Annotated in this window: 16 protein-coding genes; 4 read left to right on the top strand and 12 right to left on the bottom strand. The window is 49.2% G+C overall.

Annotated elements, in window-relative coordinates; genetic code table 11:
- Nucleotides 1-6 precede the first annotated feature (6 nt).
- From MKZ13_RS28490 to MKZ13_RS28510, 5 genes are all read right to left on the bottom strand, one after another.
- Nucleotides 7-1,380 carry an aspartate aminotransferase family protein gene (locus MKZ13_RS28490; protein WP_339179997.1) on the bottom strand — a complete coding sequence of 458 codons (1,374 nt, stop codon included), beginning with the start codon at nt 1,378-1,380 and terminating at the stop codon, nt 7-9.
- A 21-nt stretch (nt 1,381-1,401) separates the two neighbouring features.
- On the bottom strand, nt 1,402-2,466 hold the full coding sequence (locus MKZ13_RS28495; RefSeq protein WP_339179999.1) for an ABC transporter substrate-binding protein: 1,065 nt from the start codon (nt 2,464-2,466) through the stop codon (nt 1,402-1,404).
- A gap of 144 nt (nt 2,467-2,610) precedes the next feature.
- Nucleotides 2,611-3,549 (bottom strand): ABC transporter permease, encoded by a 939-nt coding sequence (locus MKZ13_RS28500; protein WP_339180001.1) that lies wholly within the window; start codon nt 3,547-3,549, stop codon nt 2,611-2,613.
- On the bottom strand, nt 3,546-4,358 hold the full coding sequence (locus MKZ13_RS28505) for an ABC transporter permease subunit (protein WP_339180003.1): 813 nt from the start codon (nt 4,356-4,358) through the stop codon (nt 3,546-3,548). The genes MKZ13_RS28500 and MKZ13_RS28505 overlap by 4 nt, the downstream gene beginning before the upstream one ends.
- The gene (locus tag MKZ13_RS28510) at nt 4,339-5,163 is read right to left on the bottom strand and encodes an ABC transporter ATP-binding protein (RefSeq protein ID WP_339180005.1); all 825 of its coding nucleotides are present in this window, start codon (nt 5,161-5,163) and stop codon (nt 4,339-4,341) included. The genes MKZ13_RS28505 and MKZ13_RS28510 overlap by 20 nt, the downstream gene beginning before the upstream one ends.
- A gap of 364 nt (nt 5,164-5,527) precedes the next feature.
- Here MKZ13_RS28510 and MKZ13_RS28515 point away from each other — a divergent pair, with 364 nt between their 5' ends.
- The 3 genes from MKZ13_RS28515 (at nt 5,528) to MKZ13_RS28525 (ending at nt 10,086) form a co-directional block, all read left to right on the top strand.
- Entirely contained in the window at nt 5,528-7,753 is a 2,226-nt protein-coding gene (locus tag MKZ13_RS28515; protein WP_339180008.1) for a methyl-accepting chemotaxis protein, read from the top strand.
- A gap of 119 nt (nt 7,754-7,872) precedes the next feature.
- Nucleotides 7,873-8,874, top strand: a complete 1,002-nt coding sequence (gene moaA / locus MKZ13_RS28520) for a GTP 3',8-cyclase MoaA (RefSeq protein WP_036612663.1) — start codon at nt 7,873-7,875, stop codon at nt 8,872-8,874.
- Between the two features lie 375 nt (nt 8,875-9,249).
- A complete protein-coding gene (locus tag MKZ13_RS28525) occupies nt 9,250-10,086 on the top strand; it encodes a methyl-accepting chemotaxis protein (RefSeq protein WP_339180011.1) in 837 nt (278 codons plus the stop codon).
- A gap of 208 nt (nt 10,087-10,294) precedes the next feature.
- On the opposite strand, the gene MKZ13_RS28530 is transcribed toward MKZ13_RS28525, so the two are convergent.
- Nucleotides 10,295-10,906, bottom strand: coding sequence for a LysE/ArgO family amino acid transporter (locus MKZ13_RS28530; protein ID WP_339180013.1), 612 nt, complete (start codon nt 10,904-10,906; stop codon nt 10,295-10,297).
- A gap of 319 nt (nt 10,907-11,225) precedes the next feature.
- Between MKZ13_RS28530 and MKZ13_RS28535 the strand changes: the two genes are divergently transcribed.
- Nucleotides 11,226-12,719: a PLP-dependent aminotransferase family protein gene (locus MKZ13_RS28535; protein ID WP_339180015.1), complete on the top strand. Its 1,494-nt coding sequence runs from the start codon at nt 11,226-11,228 to the stop codon at nt 12,717-12,719.
- A 161-nt stretch (nt 12,720-12,880) separates the two neighbouring features.
- Here the strand turns inward: MKZ13_RS28535 and MKZ13_RS28540 are convergent, their stop codons facing one another.
- From MKZ13_RS28540 to MKZ13_RS28565, 6 genes are all read right to left on the bottom strand, one after another.
- Nucleotides 12,881-13,708: a carbohydrate ABC transporter permease gene (locus MKZ13_RS28540; RefSeq protein ID WP_047840740.1), complete on the bottom strand. Its 828-nt coding sequence runs from the start codon at nt 13,706-13,708 to the stop codon at nt 12,881-12,883.
- Complete coding sequence (locus tag MKZ13_RS28545; RefSeq protein WP_145324507.1) at nt 13,705-14,589, bottom strand: sugar ABC transporter permease; 885 nt, start codon at nt 14,587-14,589, stop codon at nt 13,705-13,707. Before MKZ13_RS28545 ends, MKZ13_RS28540 begins: the two co-directional genes overlap by 4 nt.
- Nucleotides 14,590-14,775: 186 nt before the next feature.
- Nucleotides 14,776-16,056, bottom strand: a complete 1,281-nt coding sequence (locus tag MKZ13_RS28550) for an extracellular solute-binding protein (protein ID WP_105600177.1) — start codon at nt 16,054-16,056, stop codon at nt 14,776-14,778.
- A 147-nt stretch (nt 16,057-16,203) separates the two neighbouring features.
- The gene (locus MKZ13_RS28555) at nt 16,204-17,313 is read right to left on the bottom strand and encodes a response regulator (protein ID WP_339180022.1); all 1,110 of its coding nucleotides are present in this window, start codon (nt 17,311-17,313) and stop codon (nt 16,204-16,206) included.
- Complete coding sequence (locus tag MKZ13_RS28560) at nt 17,310-19,100, bottom strand: sensor histidine kinase (RefSeq protein ID WP_339180024.1); 1,791 nt, start codon at nt 19,098-19,100, stop codon at nt 17,310-17,312. The genes MKZ13_RS28555 and MKZ13_RS28560 overlap by 4 nt, the downstream gene beginning before the upstream one ends.
- Nucleotides 19,101-19,380: 280 nt before the next feature.
- Entirely contained in the window at nt 19,381-21,384 is a 2,004-nt protein-coding gene (locus tag MKZ13_RS28565) for a beta-galactosidase (protein ID WP_339180026.1), read from the bottom strand.
- Between the last annotated feature and the right edge of the window lie 117 nt (nt 21,385-21,501).

The raw sequence follows: 21,501 nt of genomic DNA on the forward strand, positions 1-21,501 counted from the left end.
TGGCAACTAACCTGCGTCCAGACTACGTAGCGCAACGAGCAAACTTCCAGCGATCAGATCCAACTCATCCTCGGTGGTGACAAAAGGTGGGGAGATCGTCAAAATGTTTGCAAACCCCGGCACGGTATCGCCGTTCTTGCCAATCAGGATGCCGTCCCTTTTACAACTGGCGAGTACCTTCATTACTTTATCCGCCTCCGCAGGAGATCCGTCTGCTTCAATCAATTCAATGCCACAGGCGAATCCGAATGAACGGATTTCCCCCACAATGGACAGCTCCAGTAGTGGCTCCAGCTTCTCACGAAGCAGATATCCCAGTTCTTCCGCCCGGCTGACCAGATTCTCTCGTTCCAGAATCTCCAGATTCGCCAGTGCAACTCGGCAGGACACCGGATTCCCACCAAAGGTATTCACATGCCGAAAATGGGCATCCGGTCCGGGTTCCCGGAACGTGTCATACAGATCGGCTCGCACCGCCGTTGCTGATAGCGGTGAATACGCACTGGTCATGCCTTTTGCCATCGTCACGATATCTGGCTGTACACCATAGTTCTGATGACCAAACTTCTGCCCGGAGCGGCCAAAACCACAGATTACCTCATCTACAATGAGCAACACGCCATAGCGCTGACAGATCTCTTGCACGGTGCGCATATAATCCGGCGGGGGCACAATCATGCCGCCCCCTGTGATCACCGGCTCCATAATTACTGCGGCAACTGTCTCAGGACCTTCCCAACGGATCACCTCTTCATAGATGGTTGCACATTCGAGTCCGCATCCATCCTTGTTTCGTCCAAACGGACAGCGGTAACAATACGGTGGCGGAACATGAGAGAAACCTACGCCGAGCGGCTCGTATTTGATCTTGCGGGCGGCTTGCCCGGTGGCGCCCAGTGCGCCCATGGAGTTGCCGTGATACGCACGGTGACGGGAGATGAATTTATGCCGTGTAGGCTCACCATTCTGATGGTGATACTGACGGGCTATTTTGAAAGCCACCTCATTTGCATCTGAACCTGAGTTGGAGAAGAATATTCGATACTCCCCCTCCAGCCATTCATTCAGCTTCTCCGCCAGCAAAATCGCTGGTTCGTGACTCTGTGTCATCGGTACATAAGCAAGTGCTTTCATCTGTTCATAGGCACTCCGCGCAATCTCCTCACGGCCATGCCCCACATTCACACACCACAGTCCCGACATCGCATCCAGATAACGCGTACCATCCTGATCGGTAATCCAGCTACCCTCCCCACTCACTGCAATCATCGGATGATCGTTATGAGGCGAGATGTGATGCCATACGTATTTGCGATCCTTCTCCAGCCATTCTTCCTTCGTACTGCCAAGCGGCTGAGGCTGCTGATCCACAGAACTCATTCGTCATCCTCCTCCACGCGCTTATTTCACAGCTTCTTCATAGATACTTTTCTCCAGCGCTTCATCCAGGTTGGCGGCTTTTTTGATCAAGCCATAGTTCAGTGCAATATCCGCAGTTCGGGTAAATGACTCATCCACAAAGCTGCCGACTTGCTGTTCCGTAAATCCTTCCGGGCGGATCAGCTTTGCAATCTCTTCGAGCATCGTGACCTGATGTTCACGGGTGGTGCTGCCATCCGTCACATTACTCATCACGATATCCACCGTTTCATCCTGATTGTCGATGGCGTAATTCCAACCTTTCAGAACGGCACGGGTTACTTTGACCGCAAGCTCACGATTGTTGTCTACCCAATCCTTCTTGGCAATCAGCGTATCCTCCAGCATCCCAACACCGGCATCTTCAATATTGAATACATCCAGATCGGATTCTTTCATCCCACTTTCCAGCACCACGTGAAATTCGTTATAGATCGTTGCCGTCGCCACATCTACCTGATCGTTGAAAAACTGATCCATCGTGAACCCCTGCTTCACCAGTTCAATATCCTTCTTCGGATCCAGGCCATTCTTCTCCATGAACGCGAGCACCTGAAACTGCTGACTGCCAAACCAGGTACTGACCTTTTTGCCTTTCATCTGAGCCGGATCAGTAATACCTAGGGACTTCTTGGCAATCAAGCGATAGCTACTCTTCTGTGAGATCTGGGCGAGCGAGACAAGCGGCAGACCGTTATCCCGGCTGACCAGCAAACTGTCTACACCCGTAATGCCCACATCGGCCGCACCATTGACCACCTGCTGCTCTATCACGATATCCGGACCACCCGGAATAATCTCGGCATCAATGCCTTCATCTGCAAAAAAACCTTTTTCCTTCGCTGCATAGATCCCGGCAAACTGCGCCTGCGGCACCCATTTCAGTTGAATTTTCACTTTGGTTAAGGGTTGATCTGCTTCGCCCGCCCCTCCTGAACTCGCAGCAACAGGCTCAGCCGCGGGCTCGGACTTCGTAGAACATGCGCTCAGCATCGTAACAACCAACAGGACCAATACCAGCAAACCCGGCTTCAACGTTTTGTACATGTACAGAACAACCCCCTGTTTATATACGATTTATCAAGCATCAGTCCGTGTTCAAAAAGTCTGCTTTTCAGTACCGTGGACTTTTTGAACAACCTCTATCAGGTATTACGATCTATGAATCTATGGTTGGTACCCTGATGTAAGTTATGGATTTATGCGTGCACGATTCCACGGAATGAGTCGTTTTTCTGCCAGGACAACCGCTTCATACAACACAATGCCGAGCGCGGCGGCGATAACAATGCAGGACCAGGCCAAGGGCATGTTTGCCAGTCGAATCTGATCCGAGAGCAAGTACCCCAGCCCCTGGGAGGCGATGAAAAATTCACCCACAATGGCCCCGATAATACTGGTCGACATGTTGATCTTCAGACCGGCGAAGAGGGAAGGCAGCGCATGAGGCAGTCTCAGCTTCCAAAAAAACTGCATCCTGCTCGCGGCAAGGCCACTCAGCAGATCACTGTACTGCGGCTGAATGGAAGTCAGCCCTTTGAACAGGCTAACAGCCATCGCTGCCATCGTAATCACCGTGACGACTGCAATACGCGACCAGATCCCGTCTCCGAACCAATTGTTCATAATCGGGGCAAGGGCCACAATCGGAACTGCGTTCAGTGCCGACAAAACCGTAACCGCCGCCCTGCCGCTTGTTGGAAAGAACGATGCAACTGCCGCTGCCAGAGCACCCAACAATGAACCGAGCAAAAAACCTCCCAGCATTTCGGTTCCGCTATACATCGCGTATCGAAAGAGCATATTGGCATTTTCCTGAATGGATGCCGCAATCGCCGAAGGCACAGGCAGTTGGTAGCTTTCCAGCGAGAATATCCAATGAAACAACCTGAGCTGCCAGAGGGTGAGAAACAACACACCCGCACCCCAAGGAAGCATGCTCAGTACAATTGAGCGCCTGCGAACGCTGGTACCCAATCTGGCCTTTTCGGCTTGTCCCTGTTGTCCGTGAATTTCTGATCCTGGAGCAGATGTTATCTGTGAACCCGTGAGGGGCGTAACCGCGCCAGTTACAGTAGCAATAGCCACACCTTCATCACGCTTCCGTTGCAAAACTCTACCTTCACTCATGTGGCCTGACCTCCTTTGGCCCTGAATTCAGGCTGCCAAGGGGTTAGCCAACGTTCGGCCAGACTGATGGCCAGATACGAGATCAGGCCAATGCCAATGCTAAGCATGATGGTGGCCCAGAACATACCAACTTGGGCATGACCGTAATATAACGAACTGACCATCAGGACGCCGAGCCCATCGGGGGCCCCCATCAATTCCACAACGATGGAGGAGGTCACCGCCAGCGGAGCGGCTATTTTCATACCAGAAAATAGTCCCGGCAGTGCAGAAGGCAGCAGACATTTGATATATCGTGCAGTCAATGAAGCTCCACAGGAACGCATAAGCTCCAGGTGCTCTGGTGCTACACTTTTCAATCCTTTTAACGTATGGATGATGATCGGGAAGAAAGTGACATACGTGGCCATAACAATTCGGGCCCACTCCGCATTGTGGATGATCCCGTACACAATTGGTGCGAGACCAATAACCGGAACCATCTGTGAGGAGACAACATATGGAGATAACGTGCGCTCTAGCCAGACAGCCCCGCTCATGAGTAGAGCCAGACCCAGACCAAGCAACGTTCCCCCTCCAAAACCAATGGCTGCATTGCCAAACGTGACAGCCCCCTGCTCTGCGAGCGTACTCGAGTAACGAAACAAGGCTGCAAGGACTTCGTGCAGATAAGGAAGGCGAGACGCCGCCTGCTGAGGTGACAGGAACAGTTGGAGCATCCAGGCGATTCCTTCCCATAGCACCAATATGGCCATAATCCAGATGACAACCCAGGATCGATATCCCGGTTTAAAGAACCGCAGGGACATGAGATTCATCACGCTCCTCGTAGAAGCAGTTGCGAATGGTTGTGATCATGTGGTAGAAGGCTTCCGTTTCTCTCAGTTCACTATGACGTTCGGAAGGCAGATTGACGGAATGAATGGAATGTACTTGCCCCGGATGTGCCGAGAGCACGATGATCCGGTCGGACAGAAATACGGCTTCGGGGATGCTGTGTGTGACAAAGAGGAAGGTCTTGCCTGTTGAGCGCTTGATCTCAAGCAGCTCCAATTGAAGCTTTTCTTTCGTGAATTCGTCCAAGGCGGAAAAGGGTTCATCCATGAGCAGCAACGGTGGATCAAGCGCAAGTGCACGTGCAATGGATACACGTTGCTGCATCCCCCCACTGAGCTGCCATGGATAATGGTCGGCGAAGCGAGTTAACCCTACCATTTCAAGCAGTTCACTGCTAATGCGGCGGCACTCCTTACGGCGGGTACCCAGCAGTTCCAAGGGCAATTCCACATTGTGACGAACGGTGCGCCAATCGAACAAGGCGGGTGTCTGGAAAACGATACCGAACTGTCGCTGTAGACGAGCACGCTCAGGTTCCTGACCTGCAATGCGTACGGTGCCTGAGGTGGGCTGAAGCAGATCACCTACCAGCCGGAGCAAGGTCGACTTGCCACAGCCGGAAGGGCCTAGCAGAGAGACAAACTCATTGGACTGGATCTGGAATGTAACATCCGACAAGGCAGTCACTTGTTGTGTACCTGTGCCAAAAACAACGGACACATGATCTACATCAATATGGCAGGCTTCGGGGACTATGGCTGAGGATATGGAGGACATGGGCATTCTCCTTTGTGGGAAGTTGTTTTCATTGCACACCAAGGCTGAATGGGAGGTTTATATACACGAACGTAACAGGTTTTGCTTGTTAGATAATACTATATCGCTTTGGGCGGGGATTACATTATACAGTGTGTTTTGAGTATGGGCCTGTTCATGTTACACAATGTAAAATGAGACCCATTCTCAGATGTATTCATGTGAATTTCCTTGGTAGAAAGCTAACATATATTTCACCTAACAATAAACGTACGATCATTTGTATTTATTGAATGAATATTCGGAAAATATGACATATCCCCTCGTATTCTTGTTCGTTTTCTTGTATAAAGATTGAATATAGAATCCAGAAATTGGGGTGGTCATGATGTTTGATTGGCTGGGATGGAGAAAAGGATTGCCGCTGTGGCGATCGTATCGGTTGAACGCACATATGAAGGAAGATGTGGAACAGATTTTTGAGGGGATTGCGGAAACGAGACGGCAGCTTATGATGGACTGGGCAGATGAACAATGGAATCACCTGGACCGTTTGCTCCAACAGATACAGTCGGTCCAATTAGAGGATGTATTACAAGGTTCACAGCAACTAAGCAAACTAGATGCATGGTTTCAATCCAGTTATATTCGAGCCGTAGACAGTACGGAGCTATTCATGCTGAACGAACAGAATCAGGTGGTATTCTCTACATATAAGAAACATATTGGACAGATCTATGAAGATTACGAAGCTTTAATTGGACCAGGATTGAAATACTCCAGAGCAGATCTCCATGGAAAAAAATGCTTGTATGGTCCTTATTCTGATCCACTGACGTTGGATATTGGTCCACGCTCGTCCGCTTTTCACGATGATGTCACCTTGCTGTTTATCTCCCCAATCCTGCAGGATGGTCGATATGTCGGTTCATTATGCAGCCGTGTTCCCGGGGATGTACTCGGTGACCTGATCCAACGAGAATCTGGTCATATCTATCCTGATTCTGGTGACAATTATCTCTTTATGGCTGAGTCGATATTAAGGCCCCATCTGCAACCCGGCACCGCCTTATCCCGAAGCCGCTTCGAAGACCGTACCTTTACGCATGGGGAAAATCTCAAAGATGGCGTCACCACCGAATGGGGTATCGTTTCCGTCAAGGAGCATACCGAACTGGAACTCATGTTCACTGATCCATCGACCGGAGAACTACACCCCGGAGTAGCAAACACCATTCAGAATGGTTCCAATCTGTTCGTAGCCTTTCCCGGCTACTCGGATTACCGCCATATTTCTGTGATCGGCAAAGGCATCACCTTCCAGCTGCCACACTGTCCTGATCGCTGGGGCATGATGTGTGAAGGGGATCTGGAAGAAGTGTATCGGATACGAAGCATCGGCTGGCGCCAGTTCAAGCAACACAGTCTCTTCACGCTTTTGTCAGGCGTTGCAGGAGCAGCTCTTGTCTATGCCCTCACTGGTAGTGGGTGGAGCGCAGCAGCAATGGCCGCTGTTAATGTGTTATTCGGATTCTTCACAGCATTACAGCTGCATCGCAGCCAATATCAACGAGTTCATGAAGACTTGCGTCGCATCAGCCGATTTATTCGAATTAACGCCGAAGGCAGGGGTGATCTGACCCAGCGCCTGGACACGTCTGCTTTTGCCCAAGATGAATCAGGTGAACTGGCGAAGTGGATCAACAACATGATCGATTCTCTGGAAGGCATTATGCTGAAGGTACAACTTGCCACGGTAGACGTTATGGATAATCAGTATCAGATGCGAACTTCAACAGAGACAACCCAAGGTACGACTGAGCGTGTGAACTACAAGCTTGGTTCGATGATTCAGGCCATTCGCACCCAACTGGAAGATCTCGACCAGGCCAAGATCGCTGCTGATCACATGCGCATAACGCTGCAACAACTGGAGACCTCTGCTACCGAACAGATCAGCGTGGCTCAACAGGAAGTGGAACGAATCGGCGATAAAATGACCCAAATCTCAGGAGCGGTGTCCGATACCAACCGTACCATCCTGTCCTTCATGGATACCATGAAAGAGATTTACCGTGCACTGGCTGTCATTGATGAAATTTCAGCTCAGACCAACCTGCTGGCTCTGAATGCCACCATTGAAGCTGCACGCGTGGGCGAACATGGCCAAGGGTTCTCAGTCGTGGCAGGGGAAATCCGCAAGCTGGCCGAGTTATCCCGCTCTTCAACTGAAAATATTCATCAGATTCTGAACCGAATCTCAACGGCAGCAGGAGCCGCATCTCAATTAATCACAGAGGGTGATCAGGTGCTGGCTGAAGGAACAACACTGGTTCAGGCCGCTTCGCAACTTTTGCAAAATGCTACCGCCGAAGAACCTGAGCGCACACAAGTCGTGGATCAAGTGGTCATGCTGATGGAGAATATTGCTGCAATCAGCCATCAAAATCGGGCGACTTCTGCTGAGGTGGAAGCAGAGATGATGGAACTGATCCGTGATATGTTGCAGGTTCAGCATTCTTCGCATAACGTGGAAGTCATTACGGTCTTTCTGCAACAACTCGTGGGACAATTCCATCTGAATCACCCCGCCAAAAATGCTGTCATCTGACGTCATCGTTGACGCGGATTGGAGAAATAGCTAAAATTTGATGCAACTGTTCCTTTTGAAATTGTCGTATCATTTATAATAGAAGATTTCCAATCTGAACCGATGAAAGGGTGGTCTGCATGGAACTGCTTCAGGATTCATTTGGCCGGATACATGACTACATCCGTATTTCTGTTACGGACCGCTGTAATTTACGCTGTGTGTACTGTATGCCTGCAGAGGGTATGGAATTTGCTCCACATGATGAGATTATGAGCTACGAAGAAATAGCACAGGTGCTGAAGGTACTTGCCCCGATGGGCATGCGCAAAGTCCGACTCACCGGGGGCGAACCGTTGGTACGCAAGGATCTGCACAAGCTCGTCAGCATGATCTCGGCAATTGACGGGATTGACGATATTGCCCTGACTACCAACGCTCTTCTGCTGGACAAACAAGCTCAGGCGTTAAAAGATGCCGGGTTGAACCGGATTAACATCAGTCTGGATTCCCTGCGCGCTGATCGCTTCTCCATGATTACCCGCGGCGGAGATGTGAACAAGGTGCTGAAAGGCATTGAAGCTGCAACAGCTGCTGGCCTTGCTCCGATCAAGCTGAATGTTGTGCTGATGAAGGGTATCAACGATGATGAAATCAAAGATTTTATTGCAATGACGATTGATCAACCTCTTCATGTGCGTTTTATTGAATATATGCCGATTGGACAGGCTTCGGATTCATGGCGCAAATCCTATTTGCCGCTGGAAGCCGTGACTGATGTATGTGCTGAAGCAGGCTGGACGGTAGAAAATACAAAAGGCCCTGCGGGCAATGGCCCATCACGAAATATGAAAATTGTGGGCTCCGAAGGCACATTTGGATTGATTCATCCCGTAAGCGATCACTTCTGTGACAATTGCAACCGACTTCGGCTGACCGCTGACGGACATATCAAAGCCTGCCTCTACTGGTCGGATGAGTATAATGTTCGCCGCTTCGTGGATGATCCGGACGCTATGGCGGCACTTTTCCTCAAAGCGCTGGGTACGAAACCAAAGAATCATGAGATGGCTCTGGCTTTGGAACAAAAAATGCAATCTCATACACCGACGGTACGCCGCATGTCCCAGATTGGCGGATAACAACAGTACGCATATAACACGACCGCGCATTCCTGCGTATGGATATATATCTGTACCGTCAGGAAGACCTCTTCACACAACGGAAGAGGTAACGCTGGCGCGGTGACCCCTTACGTAAATCAGCTTTCATAACGTGAAGTGAAGCGTGTCATAAGACATAGGTGGATAGCCAAAGCAGACAAGAACATCATGTTCTTGTCTGCTTTTTCGTTATTTTTTCGTAAATTTCTGAAAAACTCCAATTCCCCTGTTTCATTTGTTGGAAATTTAATTAATATACGTTATGCCCTTATTAGGCCTTCAAGATTAACCTCATTCTGACGATGTATACAATACATCTAGATGATACATATACATTATAGGAGCTGAACCTTATTGAACATCGTTGAAGCACTCGTTGCAGCAAGTCCATATTTTAAAATTATGCTGAAAGAACATGATATCATGATTGCGGTAACCGACACGGAGAAGTTCTGGTATTATGTTCCCAGCAACGAACTTGATCTGGGCATCAAGGCAGGAGACCCCGTTTCCCTCGATGACCCTACACTCCGCCGGGCACTTATACATGGGGAAACTTCAGCGAACCGTATTGATGCGAAATTTTATGGTACATCCATCAACTCGGCGGCCACCCCACTTCGGGATGAACAAGGAAATATCGTGGGCACACTTGCCATTGGTTTCTCTCTTCAGAACGAGGAAAAACTGGAGTACTTCACTGAATTGATCGGCGGTATCAGCGGAAAATTAACAGATATGGTGCAGACGGTAGCTGCCCAATCCGAGCAATTGACGGCATCTTCCACGCAGATTATGGATAATACCCGCATGGCTGTGCAGAACTCAGGCGAAGTAAACAAAGTCGCCGCATTCATCCGTGAAATCTCAGAACAGACCAATCTGCTCGGCCTGAATGCAGCCATCGAAGCGGCCCGAGCAGGTGAAGCAGGCGCCGGATTCAGCGTCGTTGCATCTGAAGTGCGTAAACTTTCTACAGGTACCAAAGAAGCTACGGTGAATATCGAACGTTCCTTGAAGGATGTTCAGCATTCCATTCAGCAGATGGAGCAGGAGATCACATCCATCTCACAGTCTAGCAACCAACAAGCGGTGCTGGTAACCGAGTTCAGCGAGGTCATTGATCAATTGAACAGTGTAAGCCGTGATCTGAAAGTGTTTATTGAATCCATGCTGCTGAAGGCGGAATAGATCCGATTACGATGACCCTAATTCAAATGACCCGCCATATATGGGAGACACAACACCGAAGTATTATCGAGCACTACATATTCCTACTCAATAACTAGATCAGTTAGCTATGCTGATAATCAAATTCACCACCTACATTGAACCCTCCGTGCGATTAACGTCACGGGGAGTTTTTTATTTTAACAGGATGAGTCACATCACGGTCCTTCTATGCATAGATGAGCTTCCACAGCATCATAACCGCCAGCCCAACCATGACCACAGCGGACAACCGATTAAACATCAGACTGATTCGCCCAGTTCGATCCGTTCTGCCAATCAGCCTGCCCGCGCCTGCAAGTCCCAAGAACCATATCCACGAGACAGCCGCGGCTGTCAGGGCAAAATACATGCGCTCCACCCCTTCATACTGAAGTGAACTGGTGCCAATCACGGCAACCGTGTCCAGCAGCGCATGGGGATTGAGTAAAGATACCGATGCAGCAAACGCAATCTGTCGCCCCGCTGACATTACCGTCTGCGAACCTTCCACAGATTCGGACGACCTCCAGATACTCCAAGCCATATACAGCAAAAACAAGCTTCCTGCTCCATACAACACATTCGCCAGCAATGGCCATTGCAGCAAAATGAGTGATACTCCTCCAACGGCTGCCCCGATCAACAACGTATCACTGACCCCTGCCGTTATTACAGCAGGCAGTGCATGTATATAACGCCTCTGGCTCATGCCCTGGTTAAAAATAAATACATTCTGCACACCCAGTGGCAAGATCAGGCCAAACGCCAGAATCACTGCATGAATAATAACCTCCATCATTCTTCCCCCTTATCTCTGTATTCCATAGTAGGGCAGATGATGGCTGACGTGACCAACCACTTGGATGGCATCAGACCCAACCAAATGATATAGTGTTGGTTACAAAGTGTCATTTCAGAAGCTAACTATATAAAAAATAAAAATTTACACGTAAACGGAGAGGGCAGAAATAACCTGAAGAAGCGAAGCGTTCGCCTTTATCCCCAGATTTTCACCTTTATAAAATCAAATTTAAAAATCTGGGGATAACAGCGATCGGAAGGTTGTTCTGCCATCGAAGTACCAAGTGTAAATTCAAACGGAGGTGATTCTGCCTGTAATGGAACGTTCTGATTCTCGGCTAAGCATGGGGTGGAAGCCGAACCCTTCTCTCGACTTACCCTTATATCGCCAGATTGAAGCCTATATCCGGCAGAAAATCACAACGGGCGAATGGTCCGCAGGATATCGTCTCCCCTCACAGCGATTATGGGCTAAGTCCATGGGCGTAAACCGCAGTACATTGGTCACCGCCCTGGATAATCTGGCCGCCGCGGGTCTACTTGAAGGCAGACATGGCGGGGGAACCTATATTTCCGGCTCCGGTTGGCATGGTATGGCTCACGAAGCGATGCCCAACTGGAATGAAGCCATTGAGGAGGGCTGGTATTATCCCAACCTGCCCGAGATCCAGCAGATTAATCAGGCTGAATTTCGGCCCGGCATCATACGTCTTGGTACAGGGGAGCTTGCCCCGGAGCTGATGCCTCAGGATGCTTTCAACGACATTCTGTACTCCCTGTCCCATCGTTCTCGTACACTCAACTATCTGGAACCTCAAGGAAGCCTGGCGCTTCGTGAGGCTTTATCCGTCCATTTGCAGACGAATGGCATTCAAGCCTCTCCAGATTCCATACTGATCGTATCCGGCTCTCTTCAGGCGCTGCACTTGATTTCGGTAGGACTGCTCCCTCGCGGATCAGCGGTTCTCCTGGAAAAACCGTCGTATCTCTATTCGATTCACGCCTTTCAGTCAGCAGGGTTGAAAATGAGTGGTATCCCGATGGATAACGAAGGTCTACACATTGCACGTCTGGAGGATGCTGCGCAGCATGTCAAAGATCAAGATCATATCTCGCTTCTCTACACGATCCCGAGCTTCCACAATCCCACCGGCTCTGTCATGAGTGATCACCGCCGGGAAGAACTCATGACCATCGCTCGAACACTAGGCATCTCCATACTGGAGGATGCCGCCTACAGTGATCTGTGGCTGGATAAACCTCCTCCGTCATCGCTGAAGGCGCGTGACCAGGAAGGACGGGTGCTGCATATGGGCACCCTGTCAAAGGCAGTCAGTCCTGGATTGCGCCTCGGATGGCTAGTTGGGCCAGAGCCGGTCATTCGCCGTCTCGCCGATATCAAGATGCAGACCGATTATGGTACCAGTTCACTCGCCCAAGAAGCTGCTGCCCTGTGGTTCGCAGAAGGACATCACGCTGGACATATGGAACGCCTTCGCCCTGAACTACGCAGACGCAGAGATACCATGCTGGAGCTGCTTCAAAGTCACTTTCATGGTATTGCGGAGTGGGAAATGCCCGCTGGTGGATTTTATATCTGGCTGCAATTCACGGTCTCCCCTCTCTCCATCCGCCAATTGTTCCATACCTGTCTGGAGCAAAATGTACTTATCCACCCGGGTTACTTGTATGACCGGCTGGATGCGAGTCACATTCGGCTGTCTTACGCTTATGCTTCCCCCGATGAGATGGAGCGTGGACTGCAATGCCTCGCAGAGGCCGTCCACAGGCTTATGGACTCTGGCTCCTGACTTCGACGAATGGTGTTTCCTGATTTCACAATCAAAAAAACAGCCTTGACCTGGAAGGACCACGTCCTTCAGATCAAGGCTATTTGCGTAAGTTTCCTAAGTGTATTCGAATATCAGAAGTGCGTAGCTACCGGTGAAGTTACGGGATTCCCTCGAATGTTTTACCCCTTTACAGCACCCTCCGCAATACCCTCCATGATGAACTTCTGGAAGAACGCATAGATCAGAATAACCGGAATCGCTGTCAGTACCAGGGAGGACAGAATCAACGGCCATTCCTTGTTATATTCTCCAAACAGCATGTTCGTGGACAGAATCAGCGTATAACGATTCACATCGGTCAACATGAGTAGTGGCAACAAAAAGTCATTCCAGATCCACAGGAAGTCCAGAATCGCGATGGTGACTGTGATCGGAAGCAAGAGCGGGAAGATAATCTGGAAGAACGTCTGGAACTCATTACATCCATCCATCTGAGCCGACTCCTCCAATTCACGCGGAATAGACTTCACAAACCCGTGGTAGAGGAAGATTGCCATGTTCACACCAAGCCCGATATAGATCAAAGCCAATCCGTACGTGCTTCCTTGCACCCCCATGCCTTTGGCTACCCGTGTCAGCGGAATCATGATTGAGTGGAACGGTACTAACATGGACGCAACAAACAGGAAGAAGATCAGGTTGCTCAAACGTCCGGAGGTACGTGACAGCTTGTATCCCGCAAGTGAGGCACAGAAGACAATTCCCCCGATCCCCAGAAAGGATACAATCGCCGAGTTCATCGAACTGCCCAGCAGATTGATTTTGTTAAACGCGTCCGAATAATTCTCCCAGTGAAGCGTTGTTGGCAGCGCGAGAAAGGATTGGAACATCTCACCCTGTGTTTTGAAAGAGTTCACCACCGCCATGTAGATCGGCAGCATGGCAACGAGAGAGCCCAGAATCAGCAGCAGTCGAATCAGATAACTGTTCAGTCGTTGCATCCTCATGCTTCCACCTCTTTCTTCTTCATGACGGTGATCTGGATGAGGGTAAAGATGAGTACGATGATGAACAGCACAACCGATTTGGCACTCGCATAGCCGTATCTGAAGTTGTTGGAGAACGCTTCTTCATAGATGTTCATCGTGATCACCTGCGTGGCTCTGCCCGGTCCACCACCCGTCAGTCCATACACCACTTCAAACACTTTGAATGCTCCGTTCAGCGTAAGGAAGAAACAGATGGTCACGGCATGAGTAATCATTGGCAACACCACATTGCGCAGCACCTGGAATGCGTTGGCCCCATCAATAACAGCCGCTTCCTTGAGGCTTTTTGGCACACCCTGAAGAGCAGCCAGATAGATGATCATCATATACCCTACACCGTTCCAGAGCGATACGATCAGAATGGAGTAAAATGAAAACTTCGGATCACCCAGCCATTGCTGGTCGAGGAACGAAAAGGCCAGTTTCTGTGCGAGCTGTGGCAGCACCTGAGAGAAGATAAATGTCCACATGAAAGCACTGATGATTGTACTGATCATGTTAGGCATGAAGAACAGCGTCCGGAAGAGCCCCTTGCTGCGCGTTCGTGACTCAATCAACACGGCGAGCAACAAGGCAATTCCATTTTGCAGAATCAGCATAAATATTACATATTTCATCGTGAACCACAGGGAGTTCAGAAAGTCAGGATCTTCTTTGAACAATTCCACGAAGTTGCCCAGACCGATAAAGCTGTAATCCCGATTGAGTCCGTTCCAATCCGTCAGACTATAGAACATGCCACTAAACGTGGGATACAGCAGGAAAATCGCATAGATGACAAAGGCAGGCGCAGTGAACGCGAGCAGTGACAGATACTTCTTGAACACATTCGTAGCCATTGGTTCTCCCCCTTTTCACTCGAAGCGGATGATTGTAAACGAGGGAACGAAGAACGTTCTGCCTGCCATATCATCTGCTTGGAGACTGTAACGAAATAAAGTACCGCTCATTTGTTGATTAAACTCCCAAACCCATTGAGATTTTGTCAACAAAACAAAAGCAGGTACTCCATTCCTCACAGCTCCTTACTTGTTGACTTTGTTGTAGGATTTCCACGCCTTGTCGAGCGCATCGATAACCTGCTGTTGATTTAATTGCCCAGAGTAGTAGCCTTGCAACGCTTTGCCTGACTCGTCTTTCACCGCTTGAGGGAGGGATGGGTCCTCATATGCTTTACCTTCACTCACATATTTCTGAGCATCGTCTACCCACGGGAAGCTCTTGAAGTCATGGATCTTGGCAATCGGATTGAACTTGAGTGCTTCGAAGAATGCACTTGAATCCTTGTCATCGAGAATATAGTTCACGAAATCGAGTGCCACTTCTTTGTTTTTGCTAGATGACGATACTGCCAGTGAAGTGGAGGTGCTCAGATTGATTTTGGTATCATCCGGATTGTCATTGATCGGCATGGGTGCTACACCAAAGTTCAAGTCCGGGTTGGACTTCAGAATGGTTTCGGCAAACCATGGTCCCTGAATCCACATCGCGGCGCTTCCTGATGCGAAGGCTGCTGAACCATCATCTCCGCCCACTTCCAGCGCTTTGTCCGTTCCATTGGCATTGACGAGATCGAAGATATCAAACAATGCTTTCATATCGGAGAAGGAGCCCTGATCCTGATTCATCTTCTCCACGAAGTCTTTGTGCTCAGACTGAGTTAATGCACCCACGGTAAGTGGCAGGAATAATTGCGGAATCCAGGCTTCTTTGTAGGACAGTTCAAACGGTGTAATGTTGGCTGCTTTGAGTTTCTCCACGACCGCTTTCATTTCTGTTAACGTCGTTGGCACTTCCAGCCCTTGCTCTTTGAAAATATCTTTATTGTACAGATAGCCCCATGATACTGTTTCCAATGGAACAGCTACGATTTTGCCCTCCGCATCCGTTATGGAAGGTTTAACCGAATCCAGCAGCTTATCGACAAAAGGTTGGCCCGACAGGTCTTCCAGATAACCAGCTTTGCTGAACGGTGGAATCTCATTGACTGCATGGAGGGCGAACACATCCGGTGCATCATTGGAGGCGAGGCGAGTCTTCAGAATCTGAGGTGCATTGTCCGCTGGCGGCATCTCCAGTTGCACGTTCACCTCAATGTTTTTCTCTGCTTTCTCCTTGGCTTTGAACTGTTCTATATATTTATCGTAATGTTCTTTCAGCCGAGGTTGTGCAACGAATACTTTGAGTGATACCGTGCTGCCTGACGCCGATTCCTCCTGCCCATTGTCCGTTCCTGCATTGGAACCGCAACCTGCGAGCAGAACACTGACCAGTACCGCACTTGCTACGCTTTTCCATACTTTCATCTCTTATGACCTCCCGGTGTGTAACTGGTTTGTCTTTCATAGGCTCATTATATATCAGAAAATGAAAGCGCTTCATTGGACAAAATTAGACTTGTGTATTGGATTATTTTAAACCTTAATCCTGCTGCAAATGCTCTCTCGAACGACTCATTCCGTGCTGCTGCTTGAATTGCCTGACATACGAGGTTGTCCCTTCCGCATCTCCCCAGGAGATACCCCGAAATGCTTTTTGAAAACCCGATAGAAGTAGGACACATCTTCATAACCCGCCATCTCGGCAACATGCTTGAACGGAATCTGTTCGTCCATCACCCACTCTTTCGCTCTCGTCATACGTAATTGGACAACATAGTCGGTCACGTTCACCTCATACTCCTTCTTGAATACCTTGCTGAGATATTCCTTGCTGACAAAAAAGATCTGGGCGAGCTGCTCCAGCGTAATCATCTCCATACAGTGCTGCTCCATGTATTGCTTCACCTCATTCAGGTTCAGCTTGTTCTTGAATTTACGCTGCGCAATCAGCTGCTCCAAAGCCTGGTAGTATGGAGTCGAAATCCATGCGATCGTGGATTCAATGGAAGCCAGTGCAGCCGCAGGAGGTAGCGCCGTTGCTTCGGACCGCTCGTACAAGCCATTGGAGACGCACAACTCATCCAGCAAAGCCTGTAATTCATGAGCCACCCGCCCAAGCTGCCGAGGTCTGTTAATCTCGCATCGTTCCAGCTTCTGCTGTAATTGCTGGAACCACTCCCGCAGACTCTGAACGTTCAGGTCATTAAACCGCAGGCGGGCCTGTTGCTGAAACAGGGAGAACTCACCTGCGAACGAAGATGGGTACGATTCCCACGATTCAGGTGCTGATTCAACCTTTTCCAACTCCTTTGCACATTTAGCAAGTACACCATTCAGTTCATCCGGATTCACCGGTTTGAGCAGATAATCTGCAGCCCGATGCCGGATCGCATGTTTTGCATAATTGAAGTCATCATATCCGCTCACCACGATCACCTTGATCTGAGGGTATCGTCCGCTCAACGTCTGTAACAGCTCCACACCGTCTGTGCCGGGCATGCGCATGTCCGTAATGATAATGTGAGGCTGAAGCTGCTCGACCAGTTGTATGGCCTGCTCACCATCCTCTGCCTCACCTGCAACGGTCATGCCGAGTTCATTCCAATCTCCCAGGTTGCGCAGAATATCCCGGTTCCACGGTTCATCATCTACCAGCAGCACTCTGTACAGTTCCTTGTTCACAAGGCTTCGCCTCCTGTATTGCAGGGGATTCGTACCGTAACGCTTGTCCCCTGTCCATATTCACTTTCCATGCTCATCCCGTACTCAGGTCCAAAATGCATTATAATTCGCGAGGCCGCATTGACCAGTCCAATACTTGTACCTGAACTCCACACCCGATCTGCCTGCCGGGTAAGCCGCTCCAGTCTGGACTGCATCTCCATTAGTTTCTCAGCATCCATACCCATACCGTTATCACGAATTCGAATGGTTACATCTGTAGGTTCACAGACGACCTCAATGCCCAGCTTCCACTCGCCCTGTTTCTTCTCCAGACCATGCAAAAATGCATTCTCCACAATGGGTTGCAAAGACAACTTGGGGATATAACACGCCCGAATTTCTCCGGTAATCTCCAGTGTATATTCAAGCCTGCCGGCAAAACGTTGCTTCTGAATCAGCATATAATGCTCCAACTGGTCCAGTTCAGACTGTAGGGGCACAAGCCCATCCGGCGCTCGTACAATATAACGAAACATCTCGCTCAAGGCTCGAATGACCTTGTAACTGTCTGCCGGTTTTTGCGAGTAGACCATGCCGCCAATCATCTGTAGTGTATTTTGCAGGAAATGCGGATGGATCTGGGATTGCAGTGCTTTGAGCTCGGCCGTCTGCTTCTCCAGATTCATTAGGTAATTGTCGCGAATATGTTCCCGAATACGACTAGCCATGCCGTGCAGATTTTTCTCCAACAGACCAATTTCATCTACCCGACCGCTTCGCACCACTTCCCTGTCCTTGATCAGTTGAATACCCTTCATGGAATTTGCCAGTCTGACAATGGGCTTCGATGTACGCCAAGCCACAAATACAGCCAGTCCCACAGAAATGACGGTTGCCAGGCCACCCACGACCAGTCCATATTTCATCGTGTCCAAGGCACTTTCGTTAATGACATGGGCAGGTACAATCTTGATCACACGCAGTCCTGACGGCTCAATGGAGTGAAAGAATACATATTCTTTGGCTGTCCGGATGAAGCCCGAACTTTCTTTTGTGCCTGCTAATTTCTCCAGTGCTTCCGTAGACGGCTGAATCTCTTGGTTTGGCTGATAGACCGGACTGCCCGTACTATCAGCAATGTATACCGCATAGTCACCCCGGCTATCCAGCAGCTCCAGGGTCTGGTTGAACTCAGCCCACTTGACCTCCAGACTGATGGCCCCGATCTGTGCCTGATCCTCGAAGCGGTTCATGCTGCGGGTCATGTGAAACTTTTGCGGATCGTCCGGATCAGTGATAATCGTAAAATCTTTATGTTGGGCAAAAAGCTCATGATACCCTTCCGGTATTTCCGATACCGCTTTGATGCGAGAATCCATGGAGTTGAAGGTGAACAGGGTGTCCAATTCCTTCAGATAGAGTTCAACACCAAATACATAATTGCCAGCAGAATAGTATACACTGTTCAGCATATTGAACATGGCCTTCTGTTCATCGAACCGACTGGCTGCCGGCGCTTCTTCGTTCAACGCCAGATATTGATGCAATTCGTCACTGATCTGAATCGAATAGATAATATTGTTCATGCGGGCGAACTGTTCACCCAGATAGATGGAGGCCCAGTTCATATTGGCTCGGTTGGTCTCCATAATCTCCTCTTCCATGGAAGAGCGGGTATTCTCAGCTGCCATAGCGGTCATGGCAATGACGGGCACAACGGCCAGCAGCGTCATGGTAAGAATCAACTTATTGCGAATGCTGCGTTTGAAAGGATCTATCAGCTTCCGATAACATTCGGTAAACACAGCGCATCCACTCCTGAGCTAAAATAGACAAACGCCCCAGCATGGAAGCCGAGGGCGCTTTGGTCTTTATATTCGTTTGGAAATGTTACAACTAATGCTATTTACACGGACACTTCGATGACAGAACAACCTTCGATCGCTGTTATCCCCAGATTTTTTCTGATTCCCTTTTTGAAAAGGGAAAATCCGGGGATAAAGGCGCACGCTTCGCTTCGTTAGGTTATTTCTGTCATCTCCGTTTTTGTGTAAATTTATAGTTCAACATCCATTGCCTACTCTATTATTGTTCGACAATCCGTATGCCCCATGGTTCCAGTTCGATCTTCTCTCCCGCAGCAATCGGGGTTCCTGCCAGAAGTTCAGTCCCTTCTCCATAAGCATTCACCAAGGATGTTGCCTCATCCGCATAATTGAAATAGTAGCGAATCGTGTTCCCTTGATCGTTCACACCTGTCTTCACAATGATAGGAAAAGCCAGCTCCTGATCAGCTCCCCATACGCCCGCTTCCTTCATGACACGTTCCAACACCTTACGGATCACCGCAGAACTGGTATAACAGCCGACATAGGTTGCTTTGCCTTTTCCATAGGCATTCTGGGTAATTGCCGCATACTCACCCCAATGTGGATGATCATACCAAGCGAGTACTTCAGCCGTTGTCGGCGTAATCAGTTCCATCCAGGTGTGAACCTGGTTTTGCTCCTCACCAACCTCGAATGGATCATCGCGCAGCGAAACATGTTTTGGCTCTACAAATAGGTTGTAGCTGATCCCGCATGCCTCACTAATTAGCCCGGGCTGGCGGGTAGAGCGTACCTTGATATGCTCATTTGCAAATCCGCTTTTGAACGAGTAGACGATATGTCCGCCATCCTGTACGAATTGATTCAATTTTTCCAGCAATGCATCCGAAGCAGCATACAGAGCAGGTACAACGAGCACGTCATACTCCGCATAACTCTCAACCGATGGGTCGATGAGGTCACAGCTAATGTTCATCTTGTACAATTCATCGTACATCCAGCGCACCACGTCATTGTAGTTCTTGTCACTGGTGAAGTTAAAACCAAACCATTTGATGGATGTCAGAGCCTCATTGCTAAAAAGCACTGCCACCCGATTCTTTTTCTTCAGATTCACAAGCTGAGGACTCAGTCTTGCAAAATCCCTACCAATGGTCTTCGCTTCGTTGTACACCGGATTCGGTTCAAAGTCATGACTGAGCAATCCTTTCCAATACGTCTCAAACGAATTGTGCAACGAATGCCAGTGCCAGTAAGCGACCATGTTCGCCCCTGATGCCAGATGACTGAATGCCTGCAAACGCAGTTGTCCCGGATACGGAACCCAATGCCAGAACGCCTGCGCTTCGGTCTCCAGTACCAGATAGTTCGATTGTTTGGTCGAACGCGCCACATCCCCGCCGAATGAAATTTCAATGCCGGTCAGATCATCCTGGGAAGGATGGTAGATGTCCACACTGGTGATGTCAAAAGGCTTCGATGCGGCAAAATGATCCACATCCCCTTGAATGCCGTAGGAATATCCACGCCAATCGAAGTCAAAGTTCTGGGTAACAAACTGTCCTGCCTGTTTGTATTCATTCACGATCCCCACTTGCCAAGCCAAAAAGTTGGTTACCAGTTGCCGCTGGAACTTGGCAAATTCAGCGCCAAGACTACCGTTGATCGTTCCTACAACAGACGGGAAGTCCTCCCAGCTATTGATTCGATTGCTCCAGTAGTCGAGGCCAAATTCCTTGTTAAGCTCTTCCAGAGAACTGAACTTGTTCCGCATATATTTGACGAATTGCAGTTGTACATTATCTCCGGCCGTATTGTAATGCTTTGTCTCGTTATCTGTCTGATAACCGATAACCGCTGGATGTGTGCTTACCCGAGAGATTAGCTTCCGGATGATCCGTTCGGCATAGAATAGATAGGTTGGGTGTGTAATATCCATGATCTGTCTTGCGCCGTATTTACCAGGTCCCTGAGAGGTGGTAGCCAGCACGTCCGGATGTTCCTTGACCATCCATGTTGGAACAGCATACGTTGGTGTCCCGACGATAACCTGAATTCCCGCTTCATGCATGGCATCCAGCACACGGTCTACGGAAGAAAAGTCAAATACGCCATTCTGCGGTTCATGGGTACTCCAGGTGGATTCTGCAATACGGACCACGTTGATGCCTGCATCCTTCATCATCTGAATGTCCTTGTCCAATCTTTCGTAAGGCATATATTCATCATAGTAAGCTACGCCATATAATAATTTGTCCATGATTTAATCTCCTTTTTAGGTGGAAAATATAATGTTCTTGACGTGTGCAAGAGTTGACATATTCCAATCCGTAATGGTAGCGTTTACATTATTATAGGTCGAAGAACTTGGATTGTT

Origin of the sequence: Paenibacillus sp. FSL R5-0701 (assembly GCF_037973995.1) — a bacterium.
GTDB lineage: Bacteria > Bacillota > Bacilli > Paenibacillales > Paenibacillaceae > Paenibacillus.

What these genes read in the sequence shown, in the direction of transcription:
- MKZ13_RS28530 (WP_339180013.1), bottom strand. Translation starts at nt 10,906, where the DNA reads ATGATGGAGGTTATTATTCATGCAGTGATTCTGGCGTTTGGCCTGATC.
- MKZ13_RS28515 (WP_339180008.1), top strand. Translation starts at nt 5,528, where the DNA reads ATGATGTTTGATTGGCTGGGATGGAGAAAAGGATTGCCGCTGTGGCGA.
- MKZ13_RS28495 (WP_339179999.1), bottom strand. Translation starts at nt 2,466, where the DNA reads ATGTACAAAACGTTGAAGCCGGGTTTGCTGGTATTGGTCCTGTTGGTT.
- MKZ13_RS28505 (WP_339180003.1), bottom strand. Translation starts at nt 4,358, where the DNA reads ATGTCCCTGCGGTTCTTTAAACCGGGATATCGATCCTGGGTTGTCATC.
- MKZ13_RS28540 (WP_047840740.1), bottom strand. Translation starts at nt 13,708, where the DNA reads ATGAGGATGCAACGACTGAACAGTTATCTGATTCGACTGCTGCTGATT.
- MKZ13_RS28535 (WP_339180015.1), top strand. Translation starts at nt 11,226, where the DNA reads ATGGAACGTTCTGATTCTCGGCTAAGCATGGGGTGGAAGCCGAACCCT.
- MKZ13_RS28510 (WP_339180005.1), bottom strand. Translation starts at nt 5,163, where the DNA reads ATGTCCTCCATATCCTCAGCCATAGTCCCCGAAGCCTGCCATATTGAT.
- MKZ13_RS28550 (WP_105600177.1), bottom strand. Translation starts at nt 16,056, where the DNA reads ATGAAAGTATGGAAAAGCGTAGCAAGTGCGGTACTGGTCAGTGTTCTG.
- MKZ13_RS28545 (WP_145324507.1), bottom strand. Translation starts at nt 14,589, where the DNA reads ATGGCTACGAATGTGTTCAAGAAGTATCTGTCACTGCTCGCGTTCACT.
- MKZ13_RS28490 (WP_339179997.1), bottom strand. Translation starts at nt 1,380, where the DNA reads ATGAGTTCTGTGGATCAGCAGCCTCAGCCGCTTGGCAGTACGAAGGAA.
- moaA (WP_036612663.1), top strand. Translation starts at nt 7,873, where the DNA reads ATGGAACTGCTTCAGGATTCATTTGGCCGGATACATGACTACATCCGT.
- MKZ13_RS28565 (WP_339180026.1), bottom strand. Translation starts at nt 21,384, where the DNA reads ATGGACAAATTATTATATGGCGTAGCTTACTATGATGAATATATGCCT.
- MKZ13_RS28500 (WP_339180001.1), bottom strand. Translation starts at nt 3,549, where the DNA reads ATGAGTGAAGGTAGAGTTTTGCAACGGAAGCGTGATGAAGGTGTGGCT.